Origin of the sequence: Pseudomonas sp. EYE_354 (assembly GCF_023148575.1) — a bacterium.
In the GTDB taxonomy this organism is placed as follows: Bacteria; Pseudomonadota; Gammaproteobacteria; order Pseudomonadales; family Pseudomonadaceae; genus Aquipseudomonas.
The window spans coordinates 148,788-172,176 of sequence record NZ_JAHXNQ010000011.1; the positions used below are offsets into that span (position 1 = coordinate 148,788).

The 23,389-nt window shown below is 62.7% G+C and carries 20 protein-coding genes; 4 read left to right on the forward strand and 16 right to left on the reverse strand.

The window, feature by feature from the left end:
- The 5 genes from KZX66_RS16895 to copC all read right to left on the reverse strand — a co-directional run bounded on the left by KZX66_RS16895 (position 1) and on the right by copC (position 4,680).
- Complete coding sequence (locus KZX66_RS16895) at positions 1-876, reverse strand: SMP-30/gluconolactonase/LRE family protein (RefSeq protein ID WP_248081446.1); 876 nt, start codon at positions 874-876, stop codon at positions 1-3.
- Positions 877-900: 24 nt separating this feature from the next.
- A complete protein-coding gene (locus KZX66_RS16900) occupies positions 901-1,719 on the reverse strand; it encodes an NAD(P)-dependent oxidoreductase (RefSeq protein WP_248081448.1) in 819 nt (272 codons plus the stop codon).
- A 284-nt stretch (positions 1,720-2,003) separates the two neighbouring features.
- Complete coding sequence (locus KZX66_RS16905; RefSeq protein ID WP_248081451.1) at positions 2,004-3,266, reverse strand: OprD family porin; 1,263 nt, start codon at positions 3,264-3,266, stop codon at positions 2,004-2,006.
- 187 nt (positions 3,267-3,453) lie between these two features.
- Complete coding sequence (copD, locus tag KZX66_RS16910; RefSeq protein ID WP_248081453.1) at positions 3,454-4,311, reverse strand: copper homeostasis membrane protein CopD; 858 nt, start codon at positions 4,309-4,311, stop codon at positions 3,454-3,456.
- Between the two features lie 3 nt (positions 4,312-4,314).
- Positions 4,315-4,680 carry a copper homeostasis periplasmic binding protein CopC gene (gene copC / locus KZX66_RS16915; protein ID WP_248081454.1) on the reverse strand — a complete coding sequence of 122 codons (366 nt, stop codon included), beginning with the start codon at positions 4,678-4,680 and terminating at the stop codon, positions 4,315-4,317.
- A 116-nt stretch (positions 4,681-4,796) separates the two neighbouring features.
- Between copC and KZX66_RS16920 the strand changes: the two genes are divergently transcribed.
- Positions 4,797-5,417, forward strand: coding sequence for a TetR/AcrR family transcriptional regulator (locus tag KZX66_RS16920; protein WP_248081456.1), 621 nt, complete (start codon positions 4,797-4,799; stop codon positions 5,415-5,417).
- A gap of 42 nt (positions 5,418-5,459) precedes the next feature.
- Here the strand turns inward: KZX66_RS16920 and preA are convergent, their stop codons facing one another.
- The 3 genes from preA to hydA all read right to left on the reverse strand — a co-directional run bounded on the left by preA (position 5,460) and on the right by hydA (position 9,615).
- Complete coding sequence (preA, locus tag KZX66_RS16925) at positions 5,460-6,734, reverse strand: NAD-dependent dihydropyrimidine dehydrogenase subunit PreA (RefSeq protein WP_248081459.1); 1,275 nt, start codon at positions 6,732-6,734, stop codon at positions 5,460-5,462.
- Entirely contained in the window at positions 6,734-8,101 is a 1,368-nt protein-coding gene (locus KZX66_RS16930) for an NAD(P)-dependent oxidoreductase (RefSeq protein ID WP_248081462.1), read from the reverse strand. Before KZX66_RS16930 ends, preA begins: the two co-directional genes overlap by 1 nt.
- Positions 8,102-8,175: 74 nt before the next feature.
- The gene (gene hydA / locus KZX66_RS16935) at positions 8,176-9,615 is read right to left on the reverse strand and encodes a dihydropyrimidinase (RefSeq protein ID WP_248081465.1); all 1,440 of its coding nucleotides are present in this window, start codon (positions 9,613-9,615) and stop codon (positions 8,176-8,178) included.
- 590 nt (positions 9,616-10,205) lie between these two features.
- Here hydA and KZX66_RS16940 point away from each other — a divergent pair.
- Together KZX66_RS16940 and KZX66_RS16945 are read left to right on the forward strand one after the other, a co-directional pair.
- The gene (locus KZX66_RS16940) at positions 10,206-11,693 is read left to right on the forward strand and encodes an NCS1 family nucleobase:cation symporter-1 (RefSeq protein ID WP_248081468.1); all 1,488 of its coding nucleotides are present in this window, start codon (positions 10,206-10,208) and stop codon (positions 11,691-11,693) included.
- A 24-nt stretch (positions 11,694-11,717) separates the two neighbouring features.
- Entirely contained in the window at positions 11,718-13,001 is a 1,284-nt protein-coding gene (locus tag KZX66_RS16945; protein ID WP_248081471.1) for a Zn-dependent hydrolase, read from the forward strand.
- Positions 13,002-13,091: 90 nt separating this feature from the next.
- Here the strand turns inward: KZX66_RS16945 and KZX66_RS16950 are convergent, their stop codons facing one another.
- The 4 genes from KZX66_RS16950 to KZX66_RS16965 all read right to left on the reverse strand — a co-directional run bounded on the left by KZX66_RS16950 (position 13,092) and on the right by KZX66_RS16965 (position 17,592).
- Positions 13,092-15,149, reverse strand: a complete 2,058-nt coding sequence (locus KZX66_RS16950) for a TonB-dependent receptor (RefSeq protein ID WP_248081474.1) — start codon at positions 15,147-15,149, stop codon at positions 13,092-13,094.
- Between the two features lie 85 nt (positions 15,150-15,234).
- A complete protein-coding gene (locus KZX66_RS16955; protein WP_248081476.1) occupies positions 15,235-15,624 on the reverse strand; it encodes a DUF2946 family protein in 390 nt (129 codons plus the stop codon).
- A 138-nt stretch (positions 15,625-15,762) separates the two neighbouring features.
- Positions 15,763-16,761 (reverse strand): NADP-dependent oxidoreductase, encoded by a 999-nt coding sequence (locus tag KZX66_RS16960; RefSeq protein ID WP_248081479.1) that lies wholly within the window; start codon positions 16,759-16,761, stop codon positions 15,763-15,765.
- Positions 16,762-16,803: 42 nt separating this feature from the next.
- Positions 16,804-17,592: an SDR family oxidoreductase gene (locus tag KZX66_RS16965; protein WP_248081482.1), complete on the reverse strand. Its 789-nt coding sequence runs from the start codon at positions 17,590-17,592 to the stop codon at positions 16,804-16,806.
- Between the two features lie 165 nt (positions 17,593-17,757).
- On the opposite strand from KZX66_RS16965, the gene KZX66_RS16970 reads away from it, so the two are divergent.
- Positions 17,758-18,327: a TetR/AcrR family transcriptional regulator gene (locus KZX66_RS16970; RefSeq protein ID WP_248081484.1), complete on the forward strand. Its 570-nt coding sequence runs from the start codon at positions 17,758-17,760 to the stop codon at positions 18,325-18,327.
- Positions 18,328-18,330: 3 nt separating this feature from the next.
- Here the strand turns inward: KZX66_RS16970 and KZX66_RS16975 are convergent, their stop codons facing one another.
- From KZX66_RS16975 to KZX66_RS16990, 4 genes are all read right to left on the reverse strand, one after another.
- On the reverse strand, positions 18,331-19,668 hold the full coding sequence (locus KZX66_RS16975) for a cytochrome c (RefSeq protein ID WP_248081486.1): 1,338 nt from the start codon (positions 19,666-19,668) through the stop codon (positions 18,331-18,333).
- 16 nt (positions 19,669-19,684) lie between these two features.
- Positions 19,685-21,916 carry a molybdopterin cofactor-binding domain-containing protein gene (locus tag KZX66_RS16980; RefSeq protein ID WP_248081487.1) on the reverse strand — a complete coding sequence of 744 codons (2,232 nt, stop codon included), beginning with the start codon at positions 21,914-21,916 and terminating at the stop codon, positions 19,685-19,687.
- Positions 21,916-22,374 (reverse strand): (2Fe-2S)-binding protein, encoded by a 459-nt coding sequence (locus KZX66_RS16985; RefSeq protein ID WP_248081489.1) that lies wholly within the window; start codon positions 22,372-22,374, stop codon positions 21,916-21,918. The genes KZX66_RS16980 and KZX66_RS16985 overlap by 1 nt, the downstream gene beginning before the upstream one ends.
- A gap of 350 nt (positions 22,375-22,724) precedes the next feature.
- Positions 22,725-23,033, reverse strand: a complete 309-nt coding sequence (locus KZX66_RS16990; protein WP_248081491.1) for a hypothetical protein — start codon at positions 23,031-23,033, stop codon at positions 22,725-22,727.
- Between the last annotated feature and the right edge of the window lie 356 nt (positions 23,034-23,389).

The following is a 23,389-nucleotide window of genomic DNA, read 5'->3' on the forward strand; positions in this document are numbered from 1 at the left end:
CTAGAGGGTGAAACAGGGTTCGGGTAGTCCTTTGACGCCGGGGTTGAGGGCGAACACGCCGCCGGCGATGGACTGGTCGCTTTGGTCGTCACGGATGGAGGTGACGAACAAGGTGTCCAGGCGGCTGCCGCCAAAGGCGCACATGGTGGGTTTTTTCACCGGCACGGCAATTGACCGGTCCAGGCGGCCATCGGGGGTGAAACGGTGAATCAGACCGGCGTCGTTGGCGCAGATCCAGTAGCAGCCGTCGGCGTCAACGGCGGCACCGTCGGGGCGGCCCGGGAACGGCTGCATGTCGACAAATACGCGGCGGTTGGACGGGGTGCCGGTGTCGATGTCGTAATCGAACGCCCAGATCTGCTGCACCAACGGGTGCGAGTCCGAGGCGTACATCGTGCGGCCATCGGGGCTGAAGGCCAGGCCATTAAGGGTGATGAACCCGTCCAACTGCGCATGGGGAAGGGCGCCGGATGCATAGCGGTAGAGCGTGCCCTCGGCCGCATTCAGGCCCATGTTCAGCACCATGCTGCCGGCCCAGAAGCGGCCCTGGCGATCACAGCGGCCGTCGTTGAGGCGCATATCCGGGCGCGGGTGCTGCACGCCGGCCAGCAGCGTGCTGTCGAGGCTGCCGTCGTTGTGTGCGGTGAGTTGGAAAAAGCCGGTTTCCATGCCGGCAACCCAATTACCCGCATCGGTGCGAGCGATGCAAGCGAGCATCTGCGGGGCTTTCCAGGCGGCGACGTGGCCGCTGCCGGCGTTCCAGCGTTGCAGCCCGCCGTTGGGGATATCCACCCAATACAGCGCATTTTCTTCAGGCACCCATACCGGGCATTCGCCCACGGTATTGCGGGCGTCGACGATCAGTTCGGCGTTCATGGCCACTCACTCCCTGGTGTGATGTCAGTCACCGAACGGCCCGGCCGCGCAGAACGCGCCGCCTTGATAGACCGCTGCGGGGTCATCGGCGGCCACGGGAGGCTGGGCTTCGACCTGGGCGCGGAACACCTCCGAGCTGTCCTTGGGCGCGAAACCCAGGTGCGCGGCGTAGCGGTTGTCCCACCAGGTGTCGAGGTTGTCCGACACGCCGTAGACCACGGTGTGGCCGACGTCCGGCGTGTATAGCGCGCGTTCGAGCAGTTGGGTGAGGTCGTCGAAGCTCAGCCAGGTGTGCATCATTCGGCGGTTCTGCGGCTGCGGGAACGAGGAGCCGATGCGGATACTCACGGTCTCGATGCCGTAGCGATCGAAGTAGAAACTGGCCATGTCTTCGCCGTAGGACTTGGACAGGCCGTAGTAGCTGTCCGGGCGGCGAGGCGAATGGGCATCGAGTGTTTCGGTTTGCTTATAAAAGCCGATCACATGGTTGGAACTGGCGAAAATCACGCGTTTGACCCCATGGCGCCGCGCGGCTTCGTAGATATGGAAGGTGCCGCTGATATTGGCGCCCAGCACTTCTTCGAAGGAACGCTCTACGGACACACCGCCAAAGTGCAGGATGGCATCGACGCCTTCGACCAGGTGGTGCACCGCTTGTTTGTCGGCGAGGTCGCAGGGCTGCACTTCTTCGCGGGCGTCGGTCGCCGGGGCCATGTCGGCGATGTCCGACAGGCGCAGTACCTGAGCATAAGGGCGCAGACGCTCACGCAGCACTTTGCCGAGGCCGCCGGCGGCACCGGTGAGGAGGAGGCGGTTGAAGGGAACTGGGGCGATGGTGGTCATGGAGATTCCAATTTTTTGTTGTAGGTTGTCGTATGACTATGCCGAAGTATTGTTAGGGCGCCTCAGGTTGTCAACGCGCGATTGTTCAAAAATGCGGTGTGCGATGGACGGAGTCCCCGGTAAGCCCCTGGTGGTCGTGGTGAGCAGGCTCTATGTGGTGAACAGACTCTTTGTGGTGAGCGGGCTTGCCCCGCGCTGGGCTGCGCAGCAGCCCCAACACGCCGCGCCCCGACGCGGGCAAGCCCGCTCGCCACAAAGGGAGGCCAGGGTGCTTTCTCCCCCGGTTAAAGCAGTGAAAGCGGGTAGCTGATGAAGATCCGGTTTTCATCGAACTCATTGGTGCTGAAGTCCCGACGCATGGTCGCGTTGCGCCACTTCACGTTGAGGTTCTTCAACGCACCGCTCTGCACGGTATAGGCCAGCTCCGACTCGCGGCCCCATTCCTTGCCATCGGTGATGGCCCCGGTGTGCACATTGCTGCCGCTGATATAGCGGTTCATCAGGGTCAGCCCCGGCACGCCGAGCACTGCGAAGTTGAAGTCATGGCGCAACTGCCAGGATTTTTCCTTGGCGTTGTCATAGCTGGAGTTGTAGCTGTCGTTGGCCAGGGTGCCGCCGCTGGTGCCGTTGACCCGCATCCACACGCTGTCGCCGGTGAGTTTTTGCAGGCCCACGTAGAAGGTGTTGCCGCCGTATTTGGCCGAGAGCAGGGCGAAGGTGGTCTTGTTATCGAGGTCGCCGGCCAGGGCGCTGCCGTCTTCCTTGCCGTTGAAGAAGCCCAGGTTGGCGCCCAGGGTCCAGTCGCCCACTGGCTGGCTGTGGGTGAAGTTGACGTACTGTTGCTGGTAAATGTCGGTCAACTCGGCGTACCACAGGCCTACCTGGGTGCGCTTGTCGTTGAAGGTGTATTCGCCGCCGCCGAAGTTGAAACGGTCGGAGGTGAACGCCGCTTTGCCGTTCATGAACATGTCTTCCATGCTCGCGTCGTTGCGCGGGCTGTTGCCACGGAACTGGCCGCCGTAGAGGGTCAGGCCGGCGATTTCGTTGGAAGTCACCTGACCCCCGCGGAAGGTCTGGGGCAGGGAGCGGCCATCGTCGGAACGCAGGATCGGCAGCACCGGCATCCATTCGCCGACTTTCAATTCGGTCTTCGACAGCTTGGTCTTCAGCGCCACGCCCAGACGCCCGAAGTTATCGGCGGGGCGGCCGTCGTCGTGGATCGGCAGCAACTGCGTGCCGCCGGTGCCTTTGCCGCCGTCGAGCTTCTGCGAATACAGGCCCAGCACGTCAAGCCCGAAGCCCACGGTGCCTTGGGTGAAGCCGGACTTGGCATCGAGAATGAAACTCTGCGTCCACTCTTCGGCCTTGCCCTGGGCGTTGGCCGGGTTGGTGAAGTTGCGATTGAAGTAGGCGTTGCGCAGGTTCAGCGTGGCCTTGGCGTCGTCGACAAAACCGTCGGCGTGGGCGCTGAGGGGCAGGGTGAAGGCCAGGCTGCCGAGGCTGACAAGACCGAGACGCGCGGAGGAATTGCGGACGAATTGACGCACAGTGATGCTCCCTTTCTTTTGTTGTTTTTATTGTTTGTTATACGTCGTCGTACAACATTGGAGGCGATATTTGCGGGGTTTTCGGGGAGTGTCAAGCAGAAGTTATACGATGACTTGGTGATCAACGCTCAAAAGTGGCCACGGCCCGTCCTACAGTGGCCCGCATTCGAACTTGAGATCGCCAGGATTAGCCGGCAACAACCATCGGAGGCAAGGTGCCCAGGAGTGAAACGGCGGCGACTGCGCAAACACCCAGTGACCATTCGAGTATCACGCTGGCCTTCAAGCTGCCCAGGCGCTGTTCGCAGCTATCAAGGCGCAATCGGTTCAGGAGTGCCAAGGCCAGCATGCCCAGCACCAGCATCACCTTGATCAACAGAACCAGCGCAAACCCGCTGAACAAAGGCGTGGGCCACAACTGCCCGGTGAGTACGCGCACGTTGATCATGCCGCTGATCAGCAGGCCCGCGACCAAGCCATAGCCCACGCCACTGAAGCGCCGCAGGATCGGCTCCAGCGCAGGCCCCGGCGTTTGCCGCAGAATCAACATCAGCAACAACAATCCCCCCAGCCACGCGCCGACGCACGCCAGATGCACCACTTGGTTGAGGATCAACAAGCGCCCGCTGAGCCCATCGAGCATGGCGCCATGGCCGACCGGGGCCAAGGTCGCCAGCAACAGCCCGAGCACTGGCAAGCGCAAGGCGGGCCAGGGTCTGATCAGTGCGATCACCAGCAGCAGGTTCAGCAGCACATGCCAGCGCCATACCTGGCCAAAGAACGTCTTGCCGAGCACCAGCTGCACCGTGGCCGGTTGCAGCGCGGCCTCCCAACTGCCGGCCATGCTCGCGGTGATCAGCAGCAACCACGCCACCCCGGAAACCAGGCCCGTCCAGGCCAGCACGCGGGTTACGCGCAGCAGGTTGCGGTCGAGCCGTGGCTGCGGCGTTGTGCCCAACAGCCAGGGCCTGAAGACACAGGCCCCGAACATCAGTAACACCACGCTGAAATGCACGAAGCGGCACAGCACCAACAGTGTCGCCATCGTTTATTGGCCGACCTTGAAGCTGTATTCGCCGTTGCTCTTATGGGTGTCGACCGACACTGCGTTCCACACCACTTTGTAATTGCCGGCGGCCAACGGTGCGGCCGGGGTGACGATCAGCACCTTCTTGTCGGCGCCCTGGGTTTCCAGGCCCTTGATGGCGATTTCGGTGCCGTCCTTGCTCAGGGAAACCTTGGTGAACGTGGCTTCGATGCCTTCGCTGAAGGTCAGGCGAAGGTCTTTGGGCGCCGCGACGCTGCTGTCGGCGGCCGGTTCCGAGTTTTTGAGGTGAGCATGAGCAAACGCTGCCGAGGCCCCCAGCAGGGAAACGAGCAGGGCAACGGTGGTGAGGGATTTTTTGATCAACATTGTTCAATACCAATCAACGATGTGGGGCGGGCAGTGTACGAAGTTTCGACTGCGCCTGTCGCCCCGATCTAGAGCGGGTGGTAGTCTTCGAGCCAAGTAGTTGTCAGGGAGCCCTTATGGGCAATCACAAGATCGGAATTCGTCGGGTCAACGTCGAAAAAATCCTGCTGGCGGCGGAGAAAGTCTTCGCCGAAAAAGGCTATGGCAGCACCGCCATGGCCGACATCGCCGAACAGGCGCAACTGCCGCGTTCCAACCTGCATTACTACTTCACCACCAAGAGCGAGCTGTACAGCGCAGTGCTGTTCGACCTGTTGGAGGTGTGGAAGCAGGACGCCCTGAGTTTCGAAACCTTCGATGATCCGCGGGTGGTGCTCAGCAGCTACATCCGCGCCAAGATGCAGCGCTCGCGCACGCGGCCGTATGGCTCGAAGGTCTGGGCCAACGAAATCATCCACGGCGCGCCCACCCTGGGTGAGGCGCTGGATGAAAGCCTGTACGACTGGGCCAAGATGAAAGAAGCGAAAATTCGACAATGGGTGGAAGACAAACGCATCCTGCCGGTGGAACCGTCGAGCCTGCTGTACATGATCTGGGCGTCGACCCAGCACTACGCCGACTTTGATCATCAGGTGAAGATCCTGAACGATCACCAGCCGTTGTCGGACATGCAGTTCGAGAAGGCGATCCAGACCGTGACGGCAGTGATTTTGCGCGGGATTGGATTGGAACCCTGAGTGTCGTGGTGAGGCTCAGGGCCCCGCTTGCGGTCTGCCGACCTACACCGCCTCCCGGTAGGGGTTGCGCGGATCCTGCGTCCAATTCAAAAACGGCTTGCCTGTATCAATGGGCACCATCTCGATGCAATCGGCCACCGGGCAGGTGATCTGACACAGGTTGCAGCCCACGCACTCGTCATCGATCACCTCGTACTTATGCGTGCCGTCCGCCTGCTTCAAGCTGGCGATGGCCTGGTGCGAGGTGTCCTCACAGGCGATATGGCAACGGCCACAGCCAATGCACGCCGCTTGATCGATCCTGGCGATCACCTGGTAGTTGATGTCCAGGTATTTCCAATCGGTGGTGTTGCCCACCGCGCGCCCGGAAAAGTCCTGCAGGCTGGTGTAACCCTGACTGTCCATCCAGCGCGACAGCCCGTCCTTCATTTCTTCTACGATGCGAAACCCATGCAGCATCGCTGCCGTACACACCTGCACCGCACCGCAGCCCAGGGCGACGAATTCCGCAGCGTCGCGCCAGTTGCCGATGCCGCCGATGCCGCAGATCGGCAGGCCGTGGGTCTGCGGGTCGCGGGCAATTTCCGCGACCATATTCAACGCAATCGGCTTGACCGCCGAGCCGCAGTAACCACCGTGGGTGCTTTGGCTGCCGACCGTGGGCAGGGCGACCATGCGCTCCAGGTCCACGCTGGTGATGGAGTTGATGGTGTTGATCAGCGACACCGCATCCGCACCGCCGCGATACGCCGCGCGTGCCGCCACGCGGATGTCGGTGATGTTCGGCGTGAGCTTGACGATCACCGGCAGCGAGCAATAGGTCTTGCACCAGCGCGTCACCTGTTCCACATACTCCGGCACCTGGCCCACCGCCGCCCCCATGCCGCGCTCGGGCATGCCGTGGGGGCAGCCGAAGTTGAGCTCGATGCCGTCGCAGCCGGTGGCCTCGACCAGGGGCAGAATGTTTTTCCAGGCGTCCTCCACGCACGGCACCATCAGCGACACGATCAGCGCACGGTCGGGCCAGTCCTTTTTGACCTGGGTGATTTCCCGCAGGTTGATCTCCAGAGAGCGGTCGGTGATCAGCTCAATGTTGTTGATGCCCAGCACTTCGCGGTTGGCGCCGTAGTGCGCCGAGTAACGCGATGACACGTTGACCGCCGCCGGGTCTTCACCCAGGGTCTTCCACACCACGCCGCCCCAGCCGGCTTCAAACGCGCGAACCACGTTGTAGGCCTTGTCGGTGGGGGGCGCGGAGGCCAGCCAGAAAGGGTTGGGGGCTTTGATACCGGCGAAGACAATCGAGAGATCGGCCATTACGCAGCCTCCACATTCAGCATGAGTTGGGCGTGCATGGCTTCGGCCGCCAGCTTGCCGTGTTGCACCGCTTGCACGGTGAGGTCCTGGCCGAGGCTGACGCAATCACCGCCGGCGTAGACCCCGGGAATACTGGTGCGCAGCTGTTCGTCGACGAAAATCCGCTCGCCCACGCGCGCCAGTTGCGCGGCCAGAGGGTCGTGCAGCGCCGAGCCGTCAAAGCCTTGGCCGATGGCCTTGAAGATCGCATCGGCGGCCAGTTCGAACGTTTCGCCGGTGGGCAGCAGGCGGCCATTTTGCAGATGGGTGCGGGCAAAGCGCATGCCGCGCACGTGACCTTGGTCGTCAAGCAGGACGGCCTCCGGTTGTGCCCACGTCAGCAGGCGCACCTGATTGGCCTTGGCGATGTCCTGTTCATGCTGGGTAGCGCCCATGTCCGCCAGGCCGCGGCGGTACACCAGGTTCACGTCACGCGCGCCGAGACGGGCCATTTGCACAGCCATGTCGATGGCGGTATTGCCCGCGCCGAGCACGATGCAGCGGTCGGCCAGCGGCAGTTGGGTCAAGTCCTCGGCCTGGCGCAGTTCGCGGATGTAGTCGGTGGCGGCGAGCAGGCCGGGGGCATCTTCGTGGGGCAGCCCCAGGTGTTTGCTCGCGGCGAGGCCGAGGCCAAGGAATACCGCATCGAATTGCTGGTGCAGCTCGCTCAGGGTGAGGTTGTCACCCAGGCGCTGGCCGTGACGGATCTCGATGCCACCGATTTGCAGGAGGAAATCCAGCTCCTTCTGGGCGAAGTCATCCACCAGTTTGTACTTGGCGATCCCGTATTCATTGAGACCGCCGGCCTTTTCCCGCGCTTCGAAGATCACCACGTCGTGGCCGTGCAGCGCGCTCCTATGGGCGCAGGCCAAACCCGCAGGCCCGGCGCCCACGACCGCGATGCGTTTGCCGGTCGGCGCGGCACGCTGGAACGGGTGTTCAGTGAATTGCGCATTGTCCACGGCGTAGCGTTGCAGCAGGCCGATCAGCACTGGCGCGCACTCTTCGGCGTTGTTGCGCACGCACGCCTGCTGGCAAAGGATTTCTGTAGGGCAGACCCGCGCGCAACTGCCGCCGAGGATGTTGGCCGAAAGGATTTTTTGCGCCGCGCCTTGCACGTTTTCGGTGTGGATATTGCGGATGAACGACGGGATATCGATCTCGCTGGGGCACGCGTTCACACACGGCGCGTCGTAGCAATACAGGCAGCGCGAGGCTTCCAGTGTGGCCTGGCGAGCGTTGAGGGGCGGCGCCAGGTCGGTGAAATGGCTGGCGAGGGTGGCGCCATCCTCGCGCGGATGGGGGAGGTGGGTCAGGGTCTGGATCACGGTGGTGGCCTCACGGTTTTTTGCCTCTGGCGGGCATTGGTTTTTTGTGGCCTGGGCTGGCCTCTTCGGCTGCTTCAGCGCTTCACAGCAACCGGCCGGGAATGCTCGGCCCGCTTGCTCAACTGCTCAAACACCGACGGGTACGCCGGCCGCTGCACATAGCGCCCTGCACCGCGCTCGGCGCGCAGGTCGCCATCGGCCCAGACCAGCTTGCCCTGGCTGATGGTATGGCTCGGCACGCCACGTACGGTCTTGCCTTCGAAGATGTTGAAGTCGACCTGCTGGTGGTGCGTCGCCGCGGAAATGGTCCGCGTACCCTGCGGGTCCCACAGCACCAAGTCGGCGTCGGCACCGACGCGGATCGCGCCTTTGCGTGGGTAGAGGTTGAAAATTTTGGCGGTGTTGGTGGAGGTCAGCGCGACGAATGCCTGCATCGACAGGCGCCCACTGTTGACGCCTTCGTGCCACAACAGCGCCATACGGTCTTCGATCCCGGCGGTGCCGTTGGGGATCTTGCTGAAGTCGTCACGGCCGGCGGCTTTTTGATCGGCGCAGAAGCAGCAGTGGTCGGTGGCGGTGGTGTGCAGGTTGCCCGATTGCAGGCCGTGCCACAGGGCTTGCTGGTGGCCAAGCGGGCGAAACGGCGGGCTCATCACGTAGCCGGCGGCGGTCTGCCAGTCCGGGTGTTGATACACGCTGTCGTCGAGCAACAGATGACCGGCGAGCACTTCGCCGTACACCGGCTGGCCTTTGCCGCGGGCATAGGTGATTTCATCCAGCGCCTCTTTGGTAGACACGTGCACCAGGTACAACGGCGTGCCGATGGTTTCGGCGATACGGATCGCGCGGCTGGCCGCTTCACCTTCCACTTGGGAGGGGCGTGACAGCGGGTGCGCTTCCGGCCCGGTGAGGCCCTGGGCCATGAGTTTGCGCTGCAAGTGGTACACCAACTCGCCGTTTTCCGCATGCACGGTGGGCACCGCGCCCAGTTCCAGGCAGCGCTCGAAGCTGGCGACCAGGGTGTCGTCCGCCGCCATGATCGCGTTCTTGTAGGCCATGAAATGCTTGAAGCTGTTGATGCCGTGATGGCTGACCAGCTCGGCCATTTCCTCGCGCACCTGCTCGCTCCACCAGGTGATCGCCACGTGAAAACCATAGTCGGACGCCGATTTTTCGGCCCAGCCACGCCACTGGTGGAACGCTTCCATCAACGACTGCTGCGGGTTGGGAATCACAAAGTCGATGATCGACGTGGTGCCGCCCGCCAAGCCCGCCGCCGTGCCACTGAAAAAGTCTTCACTGGCCACGGTGCCCATGAAGGGCAATTGCATATGGGTATGGGGGTCGATGCCGCCGGGCATCAGGTATTGGCCGCTGCCATCGAGTATCTCGGTGCCGGCGGGAATATCCAGGTCGGTGCCAATAGCGCGGATCAGACCGTCTGCGCAAAACACATCGGCCAGGTAACTTTCATCATGGGTAATAACGGTGGCGCCACGGATCAACAGCGACATGTCGAGTTCCTCACAGGCTTGACCGGCTGGTGCCAGTTCTAAGTGTTGTAATGCGGCTCACCGAGGTGTGGTTAATTCCTGTCATCGGTGACAGGAATAGAAACTAGCCCGAGTTTTTCGATTGGGCAAGTAGATTTTTTATAAGCTTATATTGTTTGTATCTTATTGATTTATAAGGATAAAACATAAAAATCACCAAAATGTAGCGAGCGCTCACCATTTTGACGCACTTGACAGGTTCCCAATATGAGCAACATTTCTTATTGCAAATCAGGCGCTTGAGATATGCCCCTTGACGCGCCGGCTAAATAAAAATAATGGTGTTGCACCAGATTGAGTCCTGACAGTTCGGGCAACTTCCACGTTATCCAGCCTGAGTCGCGTGGCAAGTACCGCAGGGTCAGTCGGAAAGCTGATTAACATCAGCACGTTATATAAGCGGTTTGGGTGTGGCGGCAGTTTTCGGCACGGTTATTGAGTGCAGTGACGGCTGGCCGGGCCCGTGATGTCATGTTGTTTACGAGGTACTCCGGCCACCTGCATCAACCCTGCAGGTGAGCAAAAATAATTCGAAAAACCGTGGAGCGGCCATGCAACAGAACAGATCGCAAGTCATTGAACGCAACGGCCTGTACGAACTCGACGCCGGCCCCGACGTCCTCGACAGCCCTCGCTACAACCACGACATGGCACCGACCAAGGTGCATGAACGGACCTGGAACAAATGGCATATCACCGCACTGTGGGTCGGCATGTCGATTTGCGTGCCCACCTACACGCTGGGCGGGGTGCTGACCGCCTACTTTGGATTGTCGGTGGGCGAAGCGCTGGTGGCGATTCTGCTGGCCAATATCGTGGTGCTGATCCCGTTGACCCTCAACGCTTTCCCCGGCACCAAGTACGGTATTCCGTTTCCGGTGTTGCTGCGTTCGTCGTTCGGCATTCTTGGCTCCAACGTACCGTGCCTGATTCGCGCTCTGGTGGCGTGCGGCTGGTTTGGTATTCAGACGATGTTTGGCGGGCTGGCGATTCACCTGTTCCTGGGCTCGATTTTTGAAGGGTGGAAGGCCCTCGGCGGCACCGGTGAAGTCATCGGGTTCATGCTGTTCTGGACCCTCAATCTGTGGGTGGTGTTGCGGGGTGCCGAGTCGATCAAGCGCCTGGAAACCCTGTCGGCACCGTTGCTGGTGGCGGTCGGGATCGGTCTGCTGGTGTGGGCGATGCCCAATGTGTCGATCAGCGAGCTGATGGCGATCCCGCCCAAGCGTCCCGAAGGTGCGAGCCTCACCGGCTACTTCATGGCCGGCCTCACGGCGATGGTGGGGTTCTGGGCCACGTTGTCGCTGAACATTCCTGACTTCAGCCGTTACGCCAAAAGCCAGAAGGATCAGATTCTCGGGCAGATTTTCGGCCTGCCGCTGACCATGTTCCTGTTCGCCGCCCTCGGCGTGATCATGACCGCCGCGTCGGTGAAACTGGTGGGCGTGAGTGTGTCCGACCCGGTGACTCTGATCGGCCATATCCAGAGCCCGGTGTGGGTGGCCGTCGCCATGGCGCTGATCATCATCGCCACCCTGTCGACCAATACGGCGGCGAACATCGTCTCGCCCACCAACGATTTCCAGAACATTGCGCCCAAGCTGATCAACCGCACCACCGCAGTGATCCTCACCGGCCTTGTGGGGCTGCTGTTGATGGGGCACGAGTTGCTGAAAAAACTTGGGCTGATCGTCTCGGACGTGAGCCTGGAAACGGTGTATTCCAACTGGCTGCTGGGCTATTCAAGCCTGCTGGGGCCCATCGCCGGGATCATGGTGGTGGACTACTTCATCACCCGCAAACAGCAACTGGACCTCGCCGGTCTGTACCGCGATGACGTGTACCCGGCATGGAACTGGAAGGGGTTTCTTGCCTTCGGTGTGCCGGTGGTGCTGACCTTGCTGTCCCTGGGCAGTGATGCGTTCAGCTGGTTCTACAGCTATGGCTGGTTTACCGGTTCGGCCCTGGGTGGCGTGCTTTATTACGGCCTGAGCGCCAGGCACGGGGCCAGCCCGGTGGTCGTCAAAGTCAATTCATAAGAAACATTGCCTGAGGAGAACTCCATGAACGCTGCCCTCGACGTTCTGCAATCGACCCATCAGCACATCAACCGCGACCGCCTGTGGCAGTCGCTGATGGACCTGGCCAAACTCGGCGCCACGCCCAAGGGCGGTGTGTGCCGCCTGGCCCTTACCGACCTCGACCGCAAGGCGCGTGACCTGTTTGTGCAATGGTGCGAGGCCGCCGGCTGCAGCGTGACCGTCGACGGCATTGGCAACATCTTCGCGCGCCGCCCAGGGCGCAACCCCGACCTGCCGCCGGTGATGACCGGCAGCCATATCGACACTCAGCCCACGGGCGGCAAGTTCGACGGTTGCTTCGGCGTATTGGCCGGTGTGGAGGTGCTGCGCACACTCAATGACTTGAACATCGAAACCGAGGCGCCGTTGGAAGTGGTGGTGTGGACCAACGAAGAGGGCTCGCGTTTTCCGCCCTGCATGATGGGCTCAGGGGTGTTCGCCGAGAAATTCACCCTGGCCGATACCCTGGCCAAGGTCGATGCCGATGGCGTCAGCGTTGGTGAAGCACTCAATGCCATTGGGTACGCGGGCACCCGTGCCGAGAGCGGGCACAAGGTCGGCGCCTATTTCGAGGCACACATCGAGCAAGGCCCGATTCTTGAGGATGAGAAGAAAACCATCGGCGTGGTCCTCGGCGCCCTGGGGCAAAAATGGTTCGACCTGACCCTGCGCGGCGTCGAAGCCCATGCCGGGCCCACGCCGATGCACCTGCGCAAGGACGCCCTGGTGGGCGCGGCGGCGGTGGTGGCGGCGGTGAATGCGGCGGCGTTGGGGCATCAACCCCATGCGTGTGGCACGGTCGGTTGCCTGCAGGCGTATCCCGGTTCGCGCAACGTCATTCCAGGCGAGGTGCGCATGACGCTGGATTTCCGTCATTTGGAGCCGGCTCGCTTGGATTCGATGATCGCCCAGGTGCGAAAGGTGATCGATGACACCTGCGCCAAGCATGGCTTGAGCTTTGAGATGCAACCCACCGCTGATTTTCCGCCGCTGTATTTCGACAAAGTCTGTGTGGAGGCGGTGCGCGACGCGGCGAATGGTTTGGGCCTGTCGAACATGGATATCGTCAGCGGGGCGGGGCACGACGCGATCTTCGTCGCTGAGCTGGGCCCGGCGGGGATGATTTTCGTGCCCTGCGAAGGCGGCATCAGCCACAACGAAATCGAAAACGCCGCCCCGGATGACCTGGCGGCGGGGTGTGCCGTGTTGTTGCGGGCGATGGTGGCCGCGTCGGCAGCCGTTGCCGGCAGAGCACGTGCAGCCTGAGTGTTGCTCGATGCGCTGGTGTGTATAGCGTGAGGATTGTCATTTGGCCGTGGTGCCGCTCAAGCCCTTGCGCTTGAGCGGCTATGGGGCTTAGAAATCCAGCGTCACCCCCGTATACAACGCTCGACCATCACCCGGTGCATGCAACGAGGCCTTGGCACCGTCCGGGTCGTACCAGACGTACTCGTAGTAGCGGTTGGTGAGGTTCTTCAGTTGCACGTCGACACTGACGGACTCGGTCACTTGATACGTCGCGCCGAGGTTCATCAACACGTAGCCGCCGTAAGTGCCCTTGGTGTTCTCGCGCTCCAGGTAGTAGTTCGTCTGGCCGTTCATCCAGGCCGTCACTTGCAGGGCGGGCGTGGCCTGGTAGCTCACGCCGGCGTTGTAGAGGTGATGGGGAATGTGGTCGATTTCCTGGCCTTTGCTGTTGGGCAGGGTTGAGCTGGGCGCGAGGATTTTCGAGTATTGCCAGGCGTAGGCCATCCAGATCTCGGTGCGTTCATTGGGGTGCAGGTTCAGTTGTGCGTCATAGCCCCAGCGCCGGGTCTGGCCGACGTTATCCGACTCGCCGCTCGGGTCGTTGAGTCGACGGCTGACTTCGCCGCTGGCTTCCTGTTGCCAGTAGGCCACGCGGCCGTCGAGCCACTCGGCGGGGGTGAACTTGATGCCGGTTTCCCAGCCTTCGTTGAGGGAGGGGGCCAGGTCGGTGTCCCGGGGTGGAACCTTATAGGCCGCAGCGCCTGTGCCTACCTGGAAGGTGCGGCCCCAGTTGGCATAGACACTGGCGACCGTCCAGGGTGAATACACCACGCTGAGCTTGGGTTGTTTGATCAGCCCATAGTCATTGATGGCGTAATCCTGGCCGGTCATTTGGTTGGTGAAGTCGCCCTGGATCTTGTCCACCCGGTACGCCGGGATGATCTTCAAGGTTTCAAACGGTTTGATTTCGGCCTGGACGTAGGCGCCGTACGTGTCGAAGTCAAAGCGCTGGTCGCGGGTTTGCGCCAGGCGCGCGCGCTGCTGCGTGCGGTAACGCTCGCTGTTGTTTTGCTGCTGCTGCATGTCCGTGCCGCCTTCCAGGGCGAAGTCATACAGCCAGCTGACTTGCGGGCGCCAGGTCAGGGAGGTGAGGGCGCCGTACTGGGTTTCATAGGCATCGCGTTCCTGCTGGGCGCTGGTGCGCCAGTACTGGGTCCAGCGGCGATCGTCGAAGGTGTTGACGTAGGTTTTGGCCGACCACGCCAGGGTCTCGGTCACGTCGGTGTCCAGGTGCAGGCTGACCTGATTCATGCGCCGCGTGCCTTTGTCGGTGGCGTTGTAGCGGTTGGTCAGGGTGGGGTGGTGGCGTGCGTCGTCTTCACTCAGGTAGCCGGGCTCCTGAGCCTCGGTTTCGTAGTGGCGGGCGATCAGGCCGATGCGGTAGCGATTGTCGTCCGGGGTGTAGAACCACTTGCCGGACATCGAGAATTTGTCAGCCGTGGCGTGATCGCGGTAGCCGTCGGACTTCTGATAAGCGAAGAAGTAGTTCTGCGTCCAGTTGCTGCCCTCGATGCCTTTGGCCAGTTGCGTCTCCTGAGTGCTGTAGCTGCCGTAACGCACCCGCGCCTTGGTGTACTCGCCGCCGGTGCGCGTGAGCATATTGACGTTGCCGGCGATATTGTTCAGGCCGTAGCGCGCATCGCTGGTGCCGCGCACCACTTCGATGCTGTCCAGTTCCAGGGGGAAAATCATGTCCATGAACGGCATGTTGCCGTCGTTGCTGTTGCTGGGGATGCCGTCGATCAGCAGTTTCACCGCATTGACTTCGCCTTCGCCGTTGAAGCCGCGAAAGGAGATCTTGCCGGAGGTGGTGCCTTGGTTGAACTCGGTGAGCATTACCCCCGGCGCACGGCTGAACAGCTCCCAGCTGTAGTTGACCGGCATCTTTTCGAGGATGTCGGCACCGAGGATATCCACCGAACTGAGCACGGCGCTGGTGCTCAAGGGGCCGCTGGCGTCGGAGCTGCCGCTGACGGACACGGTACCGAGGGTCAGGGCCGAGTCTTCGGCCCCATGGGCCAGCGGGTTGAACACCCACAGCAGCGATAACAATGAGCAGGGCACAGCCGCGCGCTTTGCGCGAGGCAGCGTAAATGGAGCAGGCATAGGACACGTTTCCTGATGACCGAAAAACTTCAAGGACGTTTAGCCACCCTCGACGGAATGGCGAAAACACAGGGTTTAGAGGCGATCAGGCGACAGGGGAGGCGCGCGGGCTGAGGCTCGGCCAGCGAACCCTGGGGTGCAGCGTGGGCAACACAGGGTTGTCGAAGGCGGTATCGGCGGTGTAGCGCGGCAGGAAGTGCCGGTAATGGTCGGACGGCAGCGCCGCCAGCCCCCCATGGCCGCAGCAGCAATCGCCATGTTTCATCGCGGAGCTGGACGGGCCGGATTTGAGCGGGTCGATCAGCTTGTCGAAGCCGGGCGGCAGTATCTGTGACGTGCCACCGGAGCAAAAGCCGCCCCACAGCATCAAGCTGATGTCCGGCGTCTGCATGGCGCGGCTCAGCGGCATTGCCAGCATGTTCAGCAGCAGGGCCAGGCAGGCGACCCAGGGGCTGATGCGTTTGAACGAAGCCATGACGGACGCCGACGCGAAGGGGGCGCACATTTAGCCGCAATCGGGGCGCGGAGTAAAACCGCCGGTGTGCGCCATTTCGCCGCAGCGCTGAATGGGCGTGGCTCGCTATCCGAATAAACCTCGCAACGTGAGACGTGATCAGCTCAGCCGGACGATCACCTTGCCCTTCGATCGCCCCTGTTCTACATAGCTCAACGCATCGGCGGTCGCGTCGAAGGCAAACACGCGGTCGATTACCGGGGTGATGACGCCGGCTTCCACCAGCGTTTTGATCTGGCTCAGTTGAGCACCGCTGTCACGCATGAACACGAAGTCATACTCGACCGATTTTCTACGCGCCTTGCGGCGGATTCCACTGCTCAGCAGGCGCATGACCATGCCGAGCACCCAAGGCAGCTTTTGCGTGTGGGCAAACTGCGGCGTCGGTGGGCCCGAGATGGAAATGAGGCGGCCCCCCGGTTTGAGAATGCCCAGGGATTTTTCCAGTTCATCGGCGCCCAGGCTGTTCAGGACCACGTCGTAGTCCTGCAGAACGCGGTAGACGTCCTGCTGTGTGTAGTCGATGACCACGTCCGCGCCCAACGCCTTGACCCATTGCACATTGGCGGTGCTGGTGCTGGTGGCGACGAAAGCCCCCAGGTGTTTGGCAAGCTGGATAGCGATGCTGCCGACGCCACCGGAGCCGGCCTGGATAAACACCTTCTGGCCTTTTTTCAGCTTGGCGGTGTCCACCAGCACCTGCCAGGCCGTCAGTGCGACCAAGGGCAGGGCGGCGGCTTGTTCCTGGCTGAGGTTCTCGGGTTTCAACGCCAGCGCGTCTTCCCGCACCGCGATCCGCTCGGCGAAAGTGCCGATGCGGTTATCGGGCACGCGGGCGTACACCTCGTCACCGGGTTTGAAGCCGCTTACCGCAGCGCCCACCTGTACCACCACGCCGGCCAGGTCATTGCCCAATACCAGTGGGAAGGTGTACGGCAAGATCAGCTTGAACGCGCCGCTGCGGATTTTCGCATCGAGCAGGTTGACGCTGGCGGCCTGCACCTGGACCAGTACATCACGCTCACCCACCAACGGCGCGGGAACCTCGCCAATGCGTCCGGGGTGCTTGCCGTAACGGTCGATCAAAAATGCCTTCATGGTGATTCAACTCTCAGGACGTCGCGGTGAGGGCGGTGGGGATTACACGTTGACCAGATAACGCTCGGCCACGTCGGATTGCTTGATCTGCGAAAGCAGGCCCTGGCGCGCGCCCTGCAGGGCATCCCAACGGGCGCCGTCCTGCAGTGGTGGAATGGTCACCGGCTCGCGACGGTCGAAGCCGACCAGTGCCGCGTCGACCAGGTCGCCCACTTCCATGACGTCACTGAGGGTATTGATGTCGATGCCCGCGCGGTCCCAGATCTCGGTGCGCGTGGCGGCCGGCAGCACCGCTTGCACATAGACGCCTTTGGGCGCCAGTTCCAGGCTCAAGCCCTGGGACAGGAACAGCACAAATGCCTTGGTCGCGCCGTAGACCGTCATGCCGAACTCCGGCGCCAGGCCCACCACCGAGCCGATGTTGATAATCGCGCCGTCGCCGGCCTGGGCCAGACGTGGGGCAATGGCGCTGGCCAGGCGCACCAGGGCGGTGGTGTTGAGCGCGACCAACTGCGCCACGCTGTCGGTGGATTGCTCGACAAAGCTGCCGGATTGCGCGGCGCCTGCGTTGTTGATCAGGATGCCGATGGCGGCGTCATCGCGCAGGCGGGTTTCCACGGTCTTCAGGTCGCGGGTTTGGGTCAGGTCGGCCTGGATCACATCGACGTTGACGTTGTGTTGCTCGCGTAACCGGGTGGCCAATGCGTCGAGCCGACCTTTGTCGCGAGCCACCAGCACCAGGTTGTGGCCACGCTGGGCAAACCGCGCGGCGTAGGTGGCGCCGATGCCAGTGGAGGCGCCAGTGATAAGAACGGTCTTGGAGCTGCTCATAGAAGTAAACCTCGTTAGGGATGCGGGCGATCTGCGCCGTGCCGGCAAATGATTTGCGTCGACAGTTTTATGATGTCGGTCATAATCAAAACTGTCAACGGTTATGATTATGATCGTAATCAGAGTATGCTCAGGCCTTTGTTTCAAGCGGCAGAGGGACAGTCCATGAAAATCACCAAGGCGCAATCGGCTGCCAACCGCGCGCATATCGTGCACACGGCGGCCGAGCTGTTTCGCGAGCGAGGCTATGACGGGGTGGGGGTAGCCGAGTTGATGGCCACCGCCGGTTTCACCCAGGGCGGCTTTTACAAGCACTTCGGGTCCAAGGCGGATTTGATGGCGGAGGCGGCGCAAAACAGCCTGGCGCACTCCCAGACGCTTGCCGAAGGGGTCGACGCGGAGCAGTTCATCACCCGGTATGTGTCCAGGGAACACCGCGACGACAGGGGCAACGGTTGCACCCTGGCCGCGTTGTGCGCCGACGCGGCGCGCCAGTCCGATGCGTTGAAGGCGACCTTTGCCGACGGCGTGGAAGGCACGCTGGCCAAGCTTGTGGCGAACTGCCCGGCGAGTGCCGATGAGTCCGCGCAAGACGTGCGCGCCAAAATGCTCGACACCCTGGCGCATGCCGTCGGCGCGATCATGCTGTCGCGGGCCTGCCCGGACGATTCGCCGTTGGCCGACGAAATCCTTGACGTGTGCCGCGCAGAGATCCTGACCGCCCTGCGCAGCTAGGGGTCAGCGCATATGCAGGATGATCGGGCTGCTGCTGGCCGGGTCGGTGTGCCCACGCAACGTGCCCACCGCCTTCGCGTCCACCGCGCCAGCTTGATTGCCCCAGGTGCTGCGCACAAACGTCAGCACCTCGGCGATCTCCCGGTCGGACAGTTGCTCACGGAACGCCGGCATGCGATACGCGTCGGGCACACCCGCCGCCACCACGCGCTGGGAGCCGTTGAGGGTGATGTTGATCGCCGACGCGGTTTCCTTGGCCAGGGCCGAGGTGGCGCCGGCCAGCGGTGGCATCCATTCGGGCTGACCCTTGCCGTCCGCGCCATGGCAAGAGGCGCAGCGGGTGGCGTAGGTGTGGGCGCCGGGGCTGTCCTGGCGCACCTCGGCGCTCACGTATTGCCAGGGGGTACCGTCACGCTGCGGGTCGCCGGGCAGTGACTTGAGGTAGCGGGCGATGGCGGCCAGGTCGTCGTCGGCCATGAACTGGGTGGAGTTGTTGAACGCCTCGGTCATCGAGCCGTAGACCACCGCGTGTTTGTTACGCCCGGTCTTGAGGAACTGCGCAATCTCCGGCTCGCTCCAGCGACCCAGGCCAGTGTTGGGGTCCTGGCGCAGGCTGGGTGCATACCAGCCGTCGAGCAGGGCGCCGGCGAGGAACGGCTTGCCGGATTCATCCAGGGCTTTCTCGTTGAACGCCAGGCCGCGCGGCGTATGGCAACTGCCGCAGTGGCCGGGGCCTTGGACGATGTAGGCGCCACGGTTCCACAGCGCGTCTCTGTTGGGGTCGGCGGCGTAAGTGGTGGTCGGCGCGAACACGCCGTTCCACAGCGCGATGGGCCAGCGCATATTCAGCGGCCACGGGATGTCGCTGGGGATGTTGGGCTGGTTGGCCGCCTGCACGCCTTTCATGAAAAACGCGTACATCGCCCGTATATCGTCATCGCTGAGCTTGGCGTAGGACGGGTAGGGCATGGCCGGGTAGAGCCGGCGTCCGCCCGGTGCCACGCCATGGCGCACCGCGCGGTCAAAGTCGGCCAGGCTGTAGGCGCCGATGCCGGTGCTGTGGTCCGGGGTGACGTTGGTGGCGTGGATCGCCCCCAGCGGCGTGGCCATCTCCAGCCCGCCGGCAAACGGTGCCTTGCCTGGCAGGCTGTGACAGGCCACGCAGTCGCTGAGGCGCGCGACGTATTCGCCGCGACTGACCAGGGCCGGGTCGAAAGCGGCCTGTTGCTGTTCGAACGGTGTGCCGGGTTGACGGGTGACGTACCAGGCCAGCAGGCCTGCGGCGACCACGCAGGGCAGCGCGAGCCAGCCTGCGGTTCTTGCGAATCGACGGGTGTTCATGGGCGGTCTCGCTCGGTTAGCTGAAAGTGTGTCGGCTCAGGGGCAGGCTACGAATACGCTGGCCGGTCAACTGCGCCACTGCATTGACCACCGCCGGCGCCACGGCGGGCAGCGGCGGCTCACCAATACCGCCCATCTTTTCGCCACTCTCGACGATTTTTACGTGCACCTGTGCCATGCGTGATGGCGGCAGGATCGGGTAAAGGTCGTAGTTGCGCGCCCTTGGTTTGCCGTCCACGTACACCGCTTCTTCCAACAAGGTTTGCGATAAGCCCAAGGCCACGGCGCCATTGACCTGCGCCTCGACAATCGCCGGGTTGACGATGCTGCCGGGGTCGATGGCCTCCCAGATGTGATGCACCTTGACCTGGCCGTGTTCAATCGACACTTCGGCGATCACCGCCGCGTGGGAGCCGAACGGCGAGGCCATGGCCACGCCACGGGCGCGCCGTGTGCCGTCTTCGGCGGTATAGGGGCCACGCTTCCAGCCGCCGGACAACTCGCCCACCGCCTTGAGCAAGGTGCTCAGGCGCGGGTTGTCGCGCAGCAGGTGCAGGCGCAGCTCGTAGGGATCGCGACCGCCCTTGTCCGCCAACTCGTCGAGGAACGCTTCATAGAAAAAGTCATTGAGCGAATTGCCCACCGAACGCCAGTAACCGAGCATGGCCGGGCCTTTGACGTAGATCTGCGCGATGCGTTTGTTGGGGATCGCGTAGCTCTTGCCTGACAACCCTTCAAGGGCGGTCGGGTCGATTTTATCGCCCTGTTTACCGGCGATGGCTTCGGTGGGGCCTTCGGTGGCGCTCACCGCTTCGATGGCCACCGGCAGGCCGTCGGCATCCAGTGCCGCGCGGAACTTCACCACGGCTACCGGGCGCAGCACGTCGCGCAGGAACTCTTCTTCACGGCTCCAGATCAACTTGACCGGACGCCCCACTGCCTTGGCCAGCGCGATGGCCTGCGGGTACGGACTGGCCGAGTCGTACAGGAAATGCCGGCCGAAAAAACCGCCGAGCAACGGCGAGTGCAGGTTGATGCGCTCAAGGGCCAGGCCGGTGCGTTTGGCGATGTCGGCGCGGAACATGTCCGGGGCCTGGTTGGGTAACCAGATGTCCAGTGTGCCGTCAGGGTTGAAGCGCGCCAGGGCCGACGGCGGCTCCAGTTGCGCATGGTTGACGTATTGGTTGTGGTAGCTGGCTTCGACCTGGGTTTTGGCGCCTTTGAGCGCGGCCGCCACATCGCCTTCGTTTTCGTCGTCACGGGCCGGGCCTTGCTGGGCCGCGAGAAAGTCGCGAAAGCCATCGCTGGAAAAGTCAGCGGGCATGACGCGTACGTTCGAATCGGCGCTGGGCTCCTGCCAGTCGACCTGGATCGCCTCTACCGCGCGCTTGGCATGCCACCAGCGTTCGGCCACCACGGCCACTGCGCCGGGCAATGTGTGCACCGAATGCACGCCTTTCATGGCTTCGACCTGGGCCTGATTGCGCAGGCTGCCCACGGTCATGCCCAGGCGCGGCGCGTGCTGCACGGCGGCGTGGAGCATGTCGTCGACTTTCAGGTCGATGCTGTACAGCGCCTTGCCGGTGGATTTGTCGTAAGCGTCCACACGTTTGACCGGCTTGCCGATCCAGCGGAACTGGCTCGGGTCGCGCAGGGTAATGCTCGCGGCATCCGGCACTGGCATGTCCAGGGCGCGGCCGGCCAGCTCGCCATACCCCAGTGAACGCCCGGACACGGTGTGCACCACGCGACCCGGTTGGGTGGTCAGTTCGCTCACTGGCACGCCGAGCTGTTCGGCACCGGCCTGCAGCAACATGGCGCGGGCGAGGGCGCCCAGGCGGCGCATGGTCGGGTAGCTCATGCGCACCGACATGCTGCCGCCGGTGATGCGCATGCCGTTGTCCATCACCACGTAGGCATCACCCGGCGGCGCGGCTTCGACGATAAACGTGGCGGGGTCGGCATCCAGCTCTTCGCCGACGATCTGCGCCATGGCGGTGTGGGTGCCCTGGCCGCCTTCCATGAAGGGGCTGAGCAGGCGTACGGTGCCGTCGGGGCGGATCTCCAAAAATGCCGGCACTTGGGTGCCGCGCTCTGCGGTGGTGGCCGCCTGTACCCGGCCGGAGCCGAGCGGCAGACCAAAACCGATGACCAGCGCACCCACGGCGGTGCTGGCCAGGAAACGTCGACGGGACAGGTTGATCGGCTCGCCCAACGGCACGCCAGGGATGAGTTCAGGCGTGTTCATCAGGCGGTCTCCTTCCCGGCTGCCAGGTCATACATGGCGGTATGGATGGCGTTGTAGGTGCCGCAACGGCACAGGTTGACCATCGCCGCGTCGATCTGGTCCTTGGTGGGGGCGGGGGTGTGCTTGAGCAGCGCGGTGGCCGCCATCACCTGCCCGGACTGGCAATAACCGCATTGCGCCACTTGGTGCTCGACCCAGGCGCTGACCACGCGTTTGCCCACCTCATCGGCCTCGATGGCTTCAATGGTGGTGATTTCGCGCCCAACCACGCCGGCTACCGGGGTCACGCACGAACGCACCACATTGCCGTCCACCAGCACGGAACACGCGCCGCACTGGGCCAGGCCACAGCCGTACTTGGTGCCGGTCAGGCCCAGATCATCGCGAATCACCCACAGCAAGGGCGTGTCCGCGTCGGCATCGACCTGATAGGCCTTATTGTTGATACGTAATTCCATGGGAGGCTTACCTGCTGATCATCGGTGGGTGGTGCACGTTTCTTATAGGGGGTGCGACCGCAGGTCGCCCATCGTCGAACTCTAGACCACCGCGCAAGGGGTATCTATCCGATTGGCCTCAAGTCCAGAGGATCAGGCAAGGATTCGACAGGATTGGGTGACTGCATCGGGGCTTTGGTGCTCCGCTGCCAGTGTGGTGGGCGGGCTTGCTTGCGCGTATCTGGCTGATGGCTCGCGATCCAAATGTGGGAGGGGCGGTGCGACGATTCGACTTGCCCCCGATGGGGCAGCCACAGAGGTATTAACTGACCCCCCTCGGGAACAAGCCCCTCCCACCGTTTTGAGCTCGTTCAGGCAGTGACGTTTGAAGTGTTCCTACACTCGATGGAGCGATCCACCGTGGTCTTGGCGATTTCCAGCAAATGCCACACCGCCAGGATCTTCGCCCGCTCGGGGCTTGCCAAGTGCTCACCGCAATCGAGCGCGGTGGCCGAAGCACTTTCCAGCAAGCTGGCGGTGTAGAGCAGCGCGTCTTCGAAGCTCAGGTCTTCGTTGACGGTGTGAAAGCCTTGGGTGGGCAGGTAATGGTCGATGGCGCGGTTGAAGGCGGCGCGGTCTTTGGCGGGATCGATAGGTGGGTCGGGTAGGACTTTGTTCATGGTGTAGCTCCTGTCTGAATATCAAGGAGCCGACACTTTTCGCGACTAAACGAAGGTGGCGGCTGTACGCAGGTTAGTCGACCGGTCAGAACAGGAACCCGGCGCGCCCGAGGGCGCCCTGCGCACAGCTACCATAAAGCCTCATGGGAGCATGCGCCTGTTCAGAATACGGGCGACTAAACCCGATCACCGATAAGCAGTGACGGGCCGCAGACTAGCCACCGATTTCAGCAGGCGCAAGGCGGCGGGGATTGTCTCGGAAACGTCCTGCAATTAAAAGGGACGCGCCTTGCTGGCCCTTTACAAATCATGACCAAGTGCCAGCAATGATCGCCATGGCGTGTCGGTCATCGCCA

Coding starts and splice junctions, on each gene's coding strand:
- KZX66_RS16895 (WP_248081446.1), bottom strand. CDS start 876: ATGAACGCCGAACTGATCGTCGACGCCCGCAATACCGTGGGCGAATGC.
- KZX66_RS16900 (WP_248081448.1), bottom strand. CDS start 1,719: ATGACCACCATCGCCCCAGTTCCCTTCAACCGCCTCCTCCTCACCGGT.
- copD (WP_248081453.1), bottom strand. CDS start 4,311: ATGGCGACACTGTTGGTGCTGTGCCGCTTCGTGCATTTCAGCGTGGTG.
- copC (WP_248081454.1), bottom strand. CDS start 4,680: ATGTTGATCAAAAAATCCCTCACCACCGTTGCCCTGCTCGTTTCCCTG.
- KZX66_RS16920 (WP_248081456.1), top strand. CDS start 4,797: ATGGGCAATCACAAGATCGGAATTCGTCGGGTCAACGTCGAAAAAATC.
- preA (WP_248081459.1), bottom strand. CDS start 6,734: ATGGCCGATCTCTCGATTGTCTTCGCCGGTATCAAAGCCCCCAACCCT.
- hydA (WP_248081465.1), bottom strand. CDS start 9,615: ATGTCGCTGTTGATCCGTGGCGCCACCGTTATTACCCATGATGAAAGT.
- KZX66_RS16940 (WP_248081468.1), top strand. CDS start 10,206: ATGCAACAGAACAGATCGCAAGTCATTGAACGCAACGGCCTGTACGAA.
- KZX66_RS16945 (WP_248081471.1), top strand. CDS start 11,718: ATGAACGCTGCCCTCGACGTTCTGCAATCGACCCATCAGCACATCAAC.
- KZX66_RS16950 (WP_248081474.1), bottom strand. CDS start 15,149: ATGCCTGCTCCATTTACGCTGCCTCGCGCAAAGCGCGCGGCTGTGCCC.
- KZX66_RS16955 (WP_248081476.1), bottom strand. CDS start 15,624: ATGGCTTCGTTCAAACGCATCAGCCCCTGGGTCGCCTGCCTGGCCCTG.
- KZX66_RS16960 (WP_248081479.1), bottom strand. CDS start 16,761: ATGAAGGCATTTTTGATCGACCGTTACGGCAAGCACCCCGGACGCATT.
- KZX66_RS16965 (WP_248081482.1), bottom strand. CDS start 17,592: ATGAGCAGCTCCAAGACCGTTCTTATCACTGGCGCCTCCACTGGCATC.
- KZX66_RS16970 (WP_248081484.1), top strand. CDS start 17,758: ATGAAAATCACCAAGGCGCAATCGGCTGCCAACCGCGCGCATATCGTG.
- KZX66_RS16975 (WP_248081486.1), bottom strand. CDS start 19,668: ATGAACACCCGTCGATTCGCAAGAACCGCAGGCTGGCTCGCGCTGCCC.
- KZX66_RS16980 (WP_248081487.1), bottom strand. CDS start 21,916: ATGAACACGCCTGAACTCATCCCTGGCGTGCCGTTGGGCGAGCCGATC.
- KZX66_RS16985 (WP_248081489.1), bottom strand. CDS start 22,374: ATGGAATTACGTATCAACAATAAGGCCTATCAGGTCGATGCCGACGCG.
- KZX66_RS16990 (WP_248081491.1), bottom strand. CDS start 23,033: ATGAACAAAGTCCTACCCGACCCACCTATCGATCCCGCCAAAGACCGC.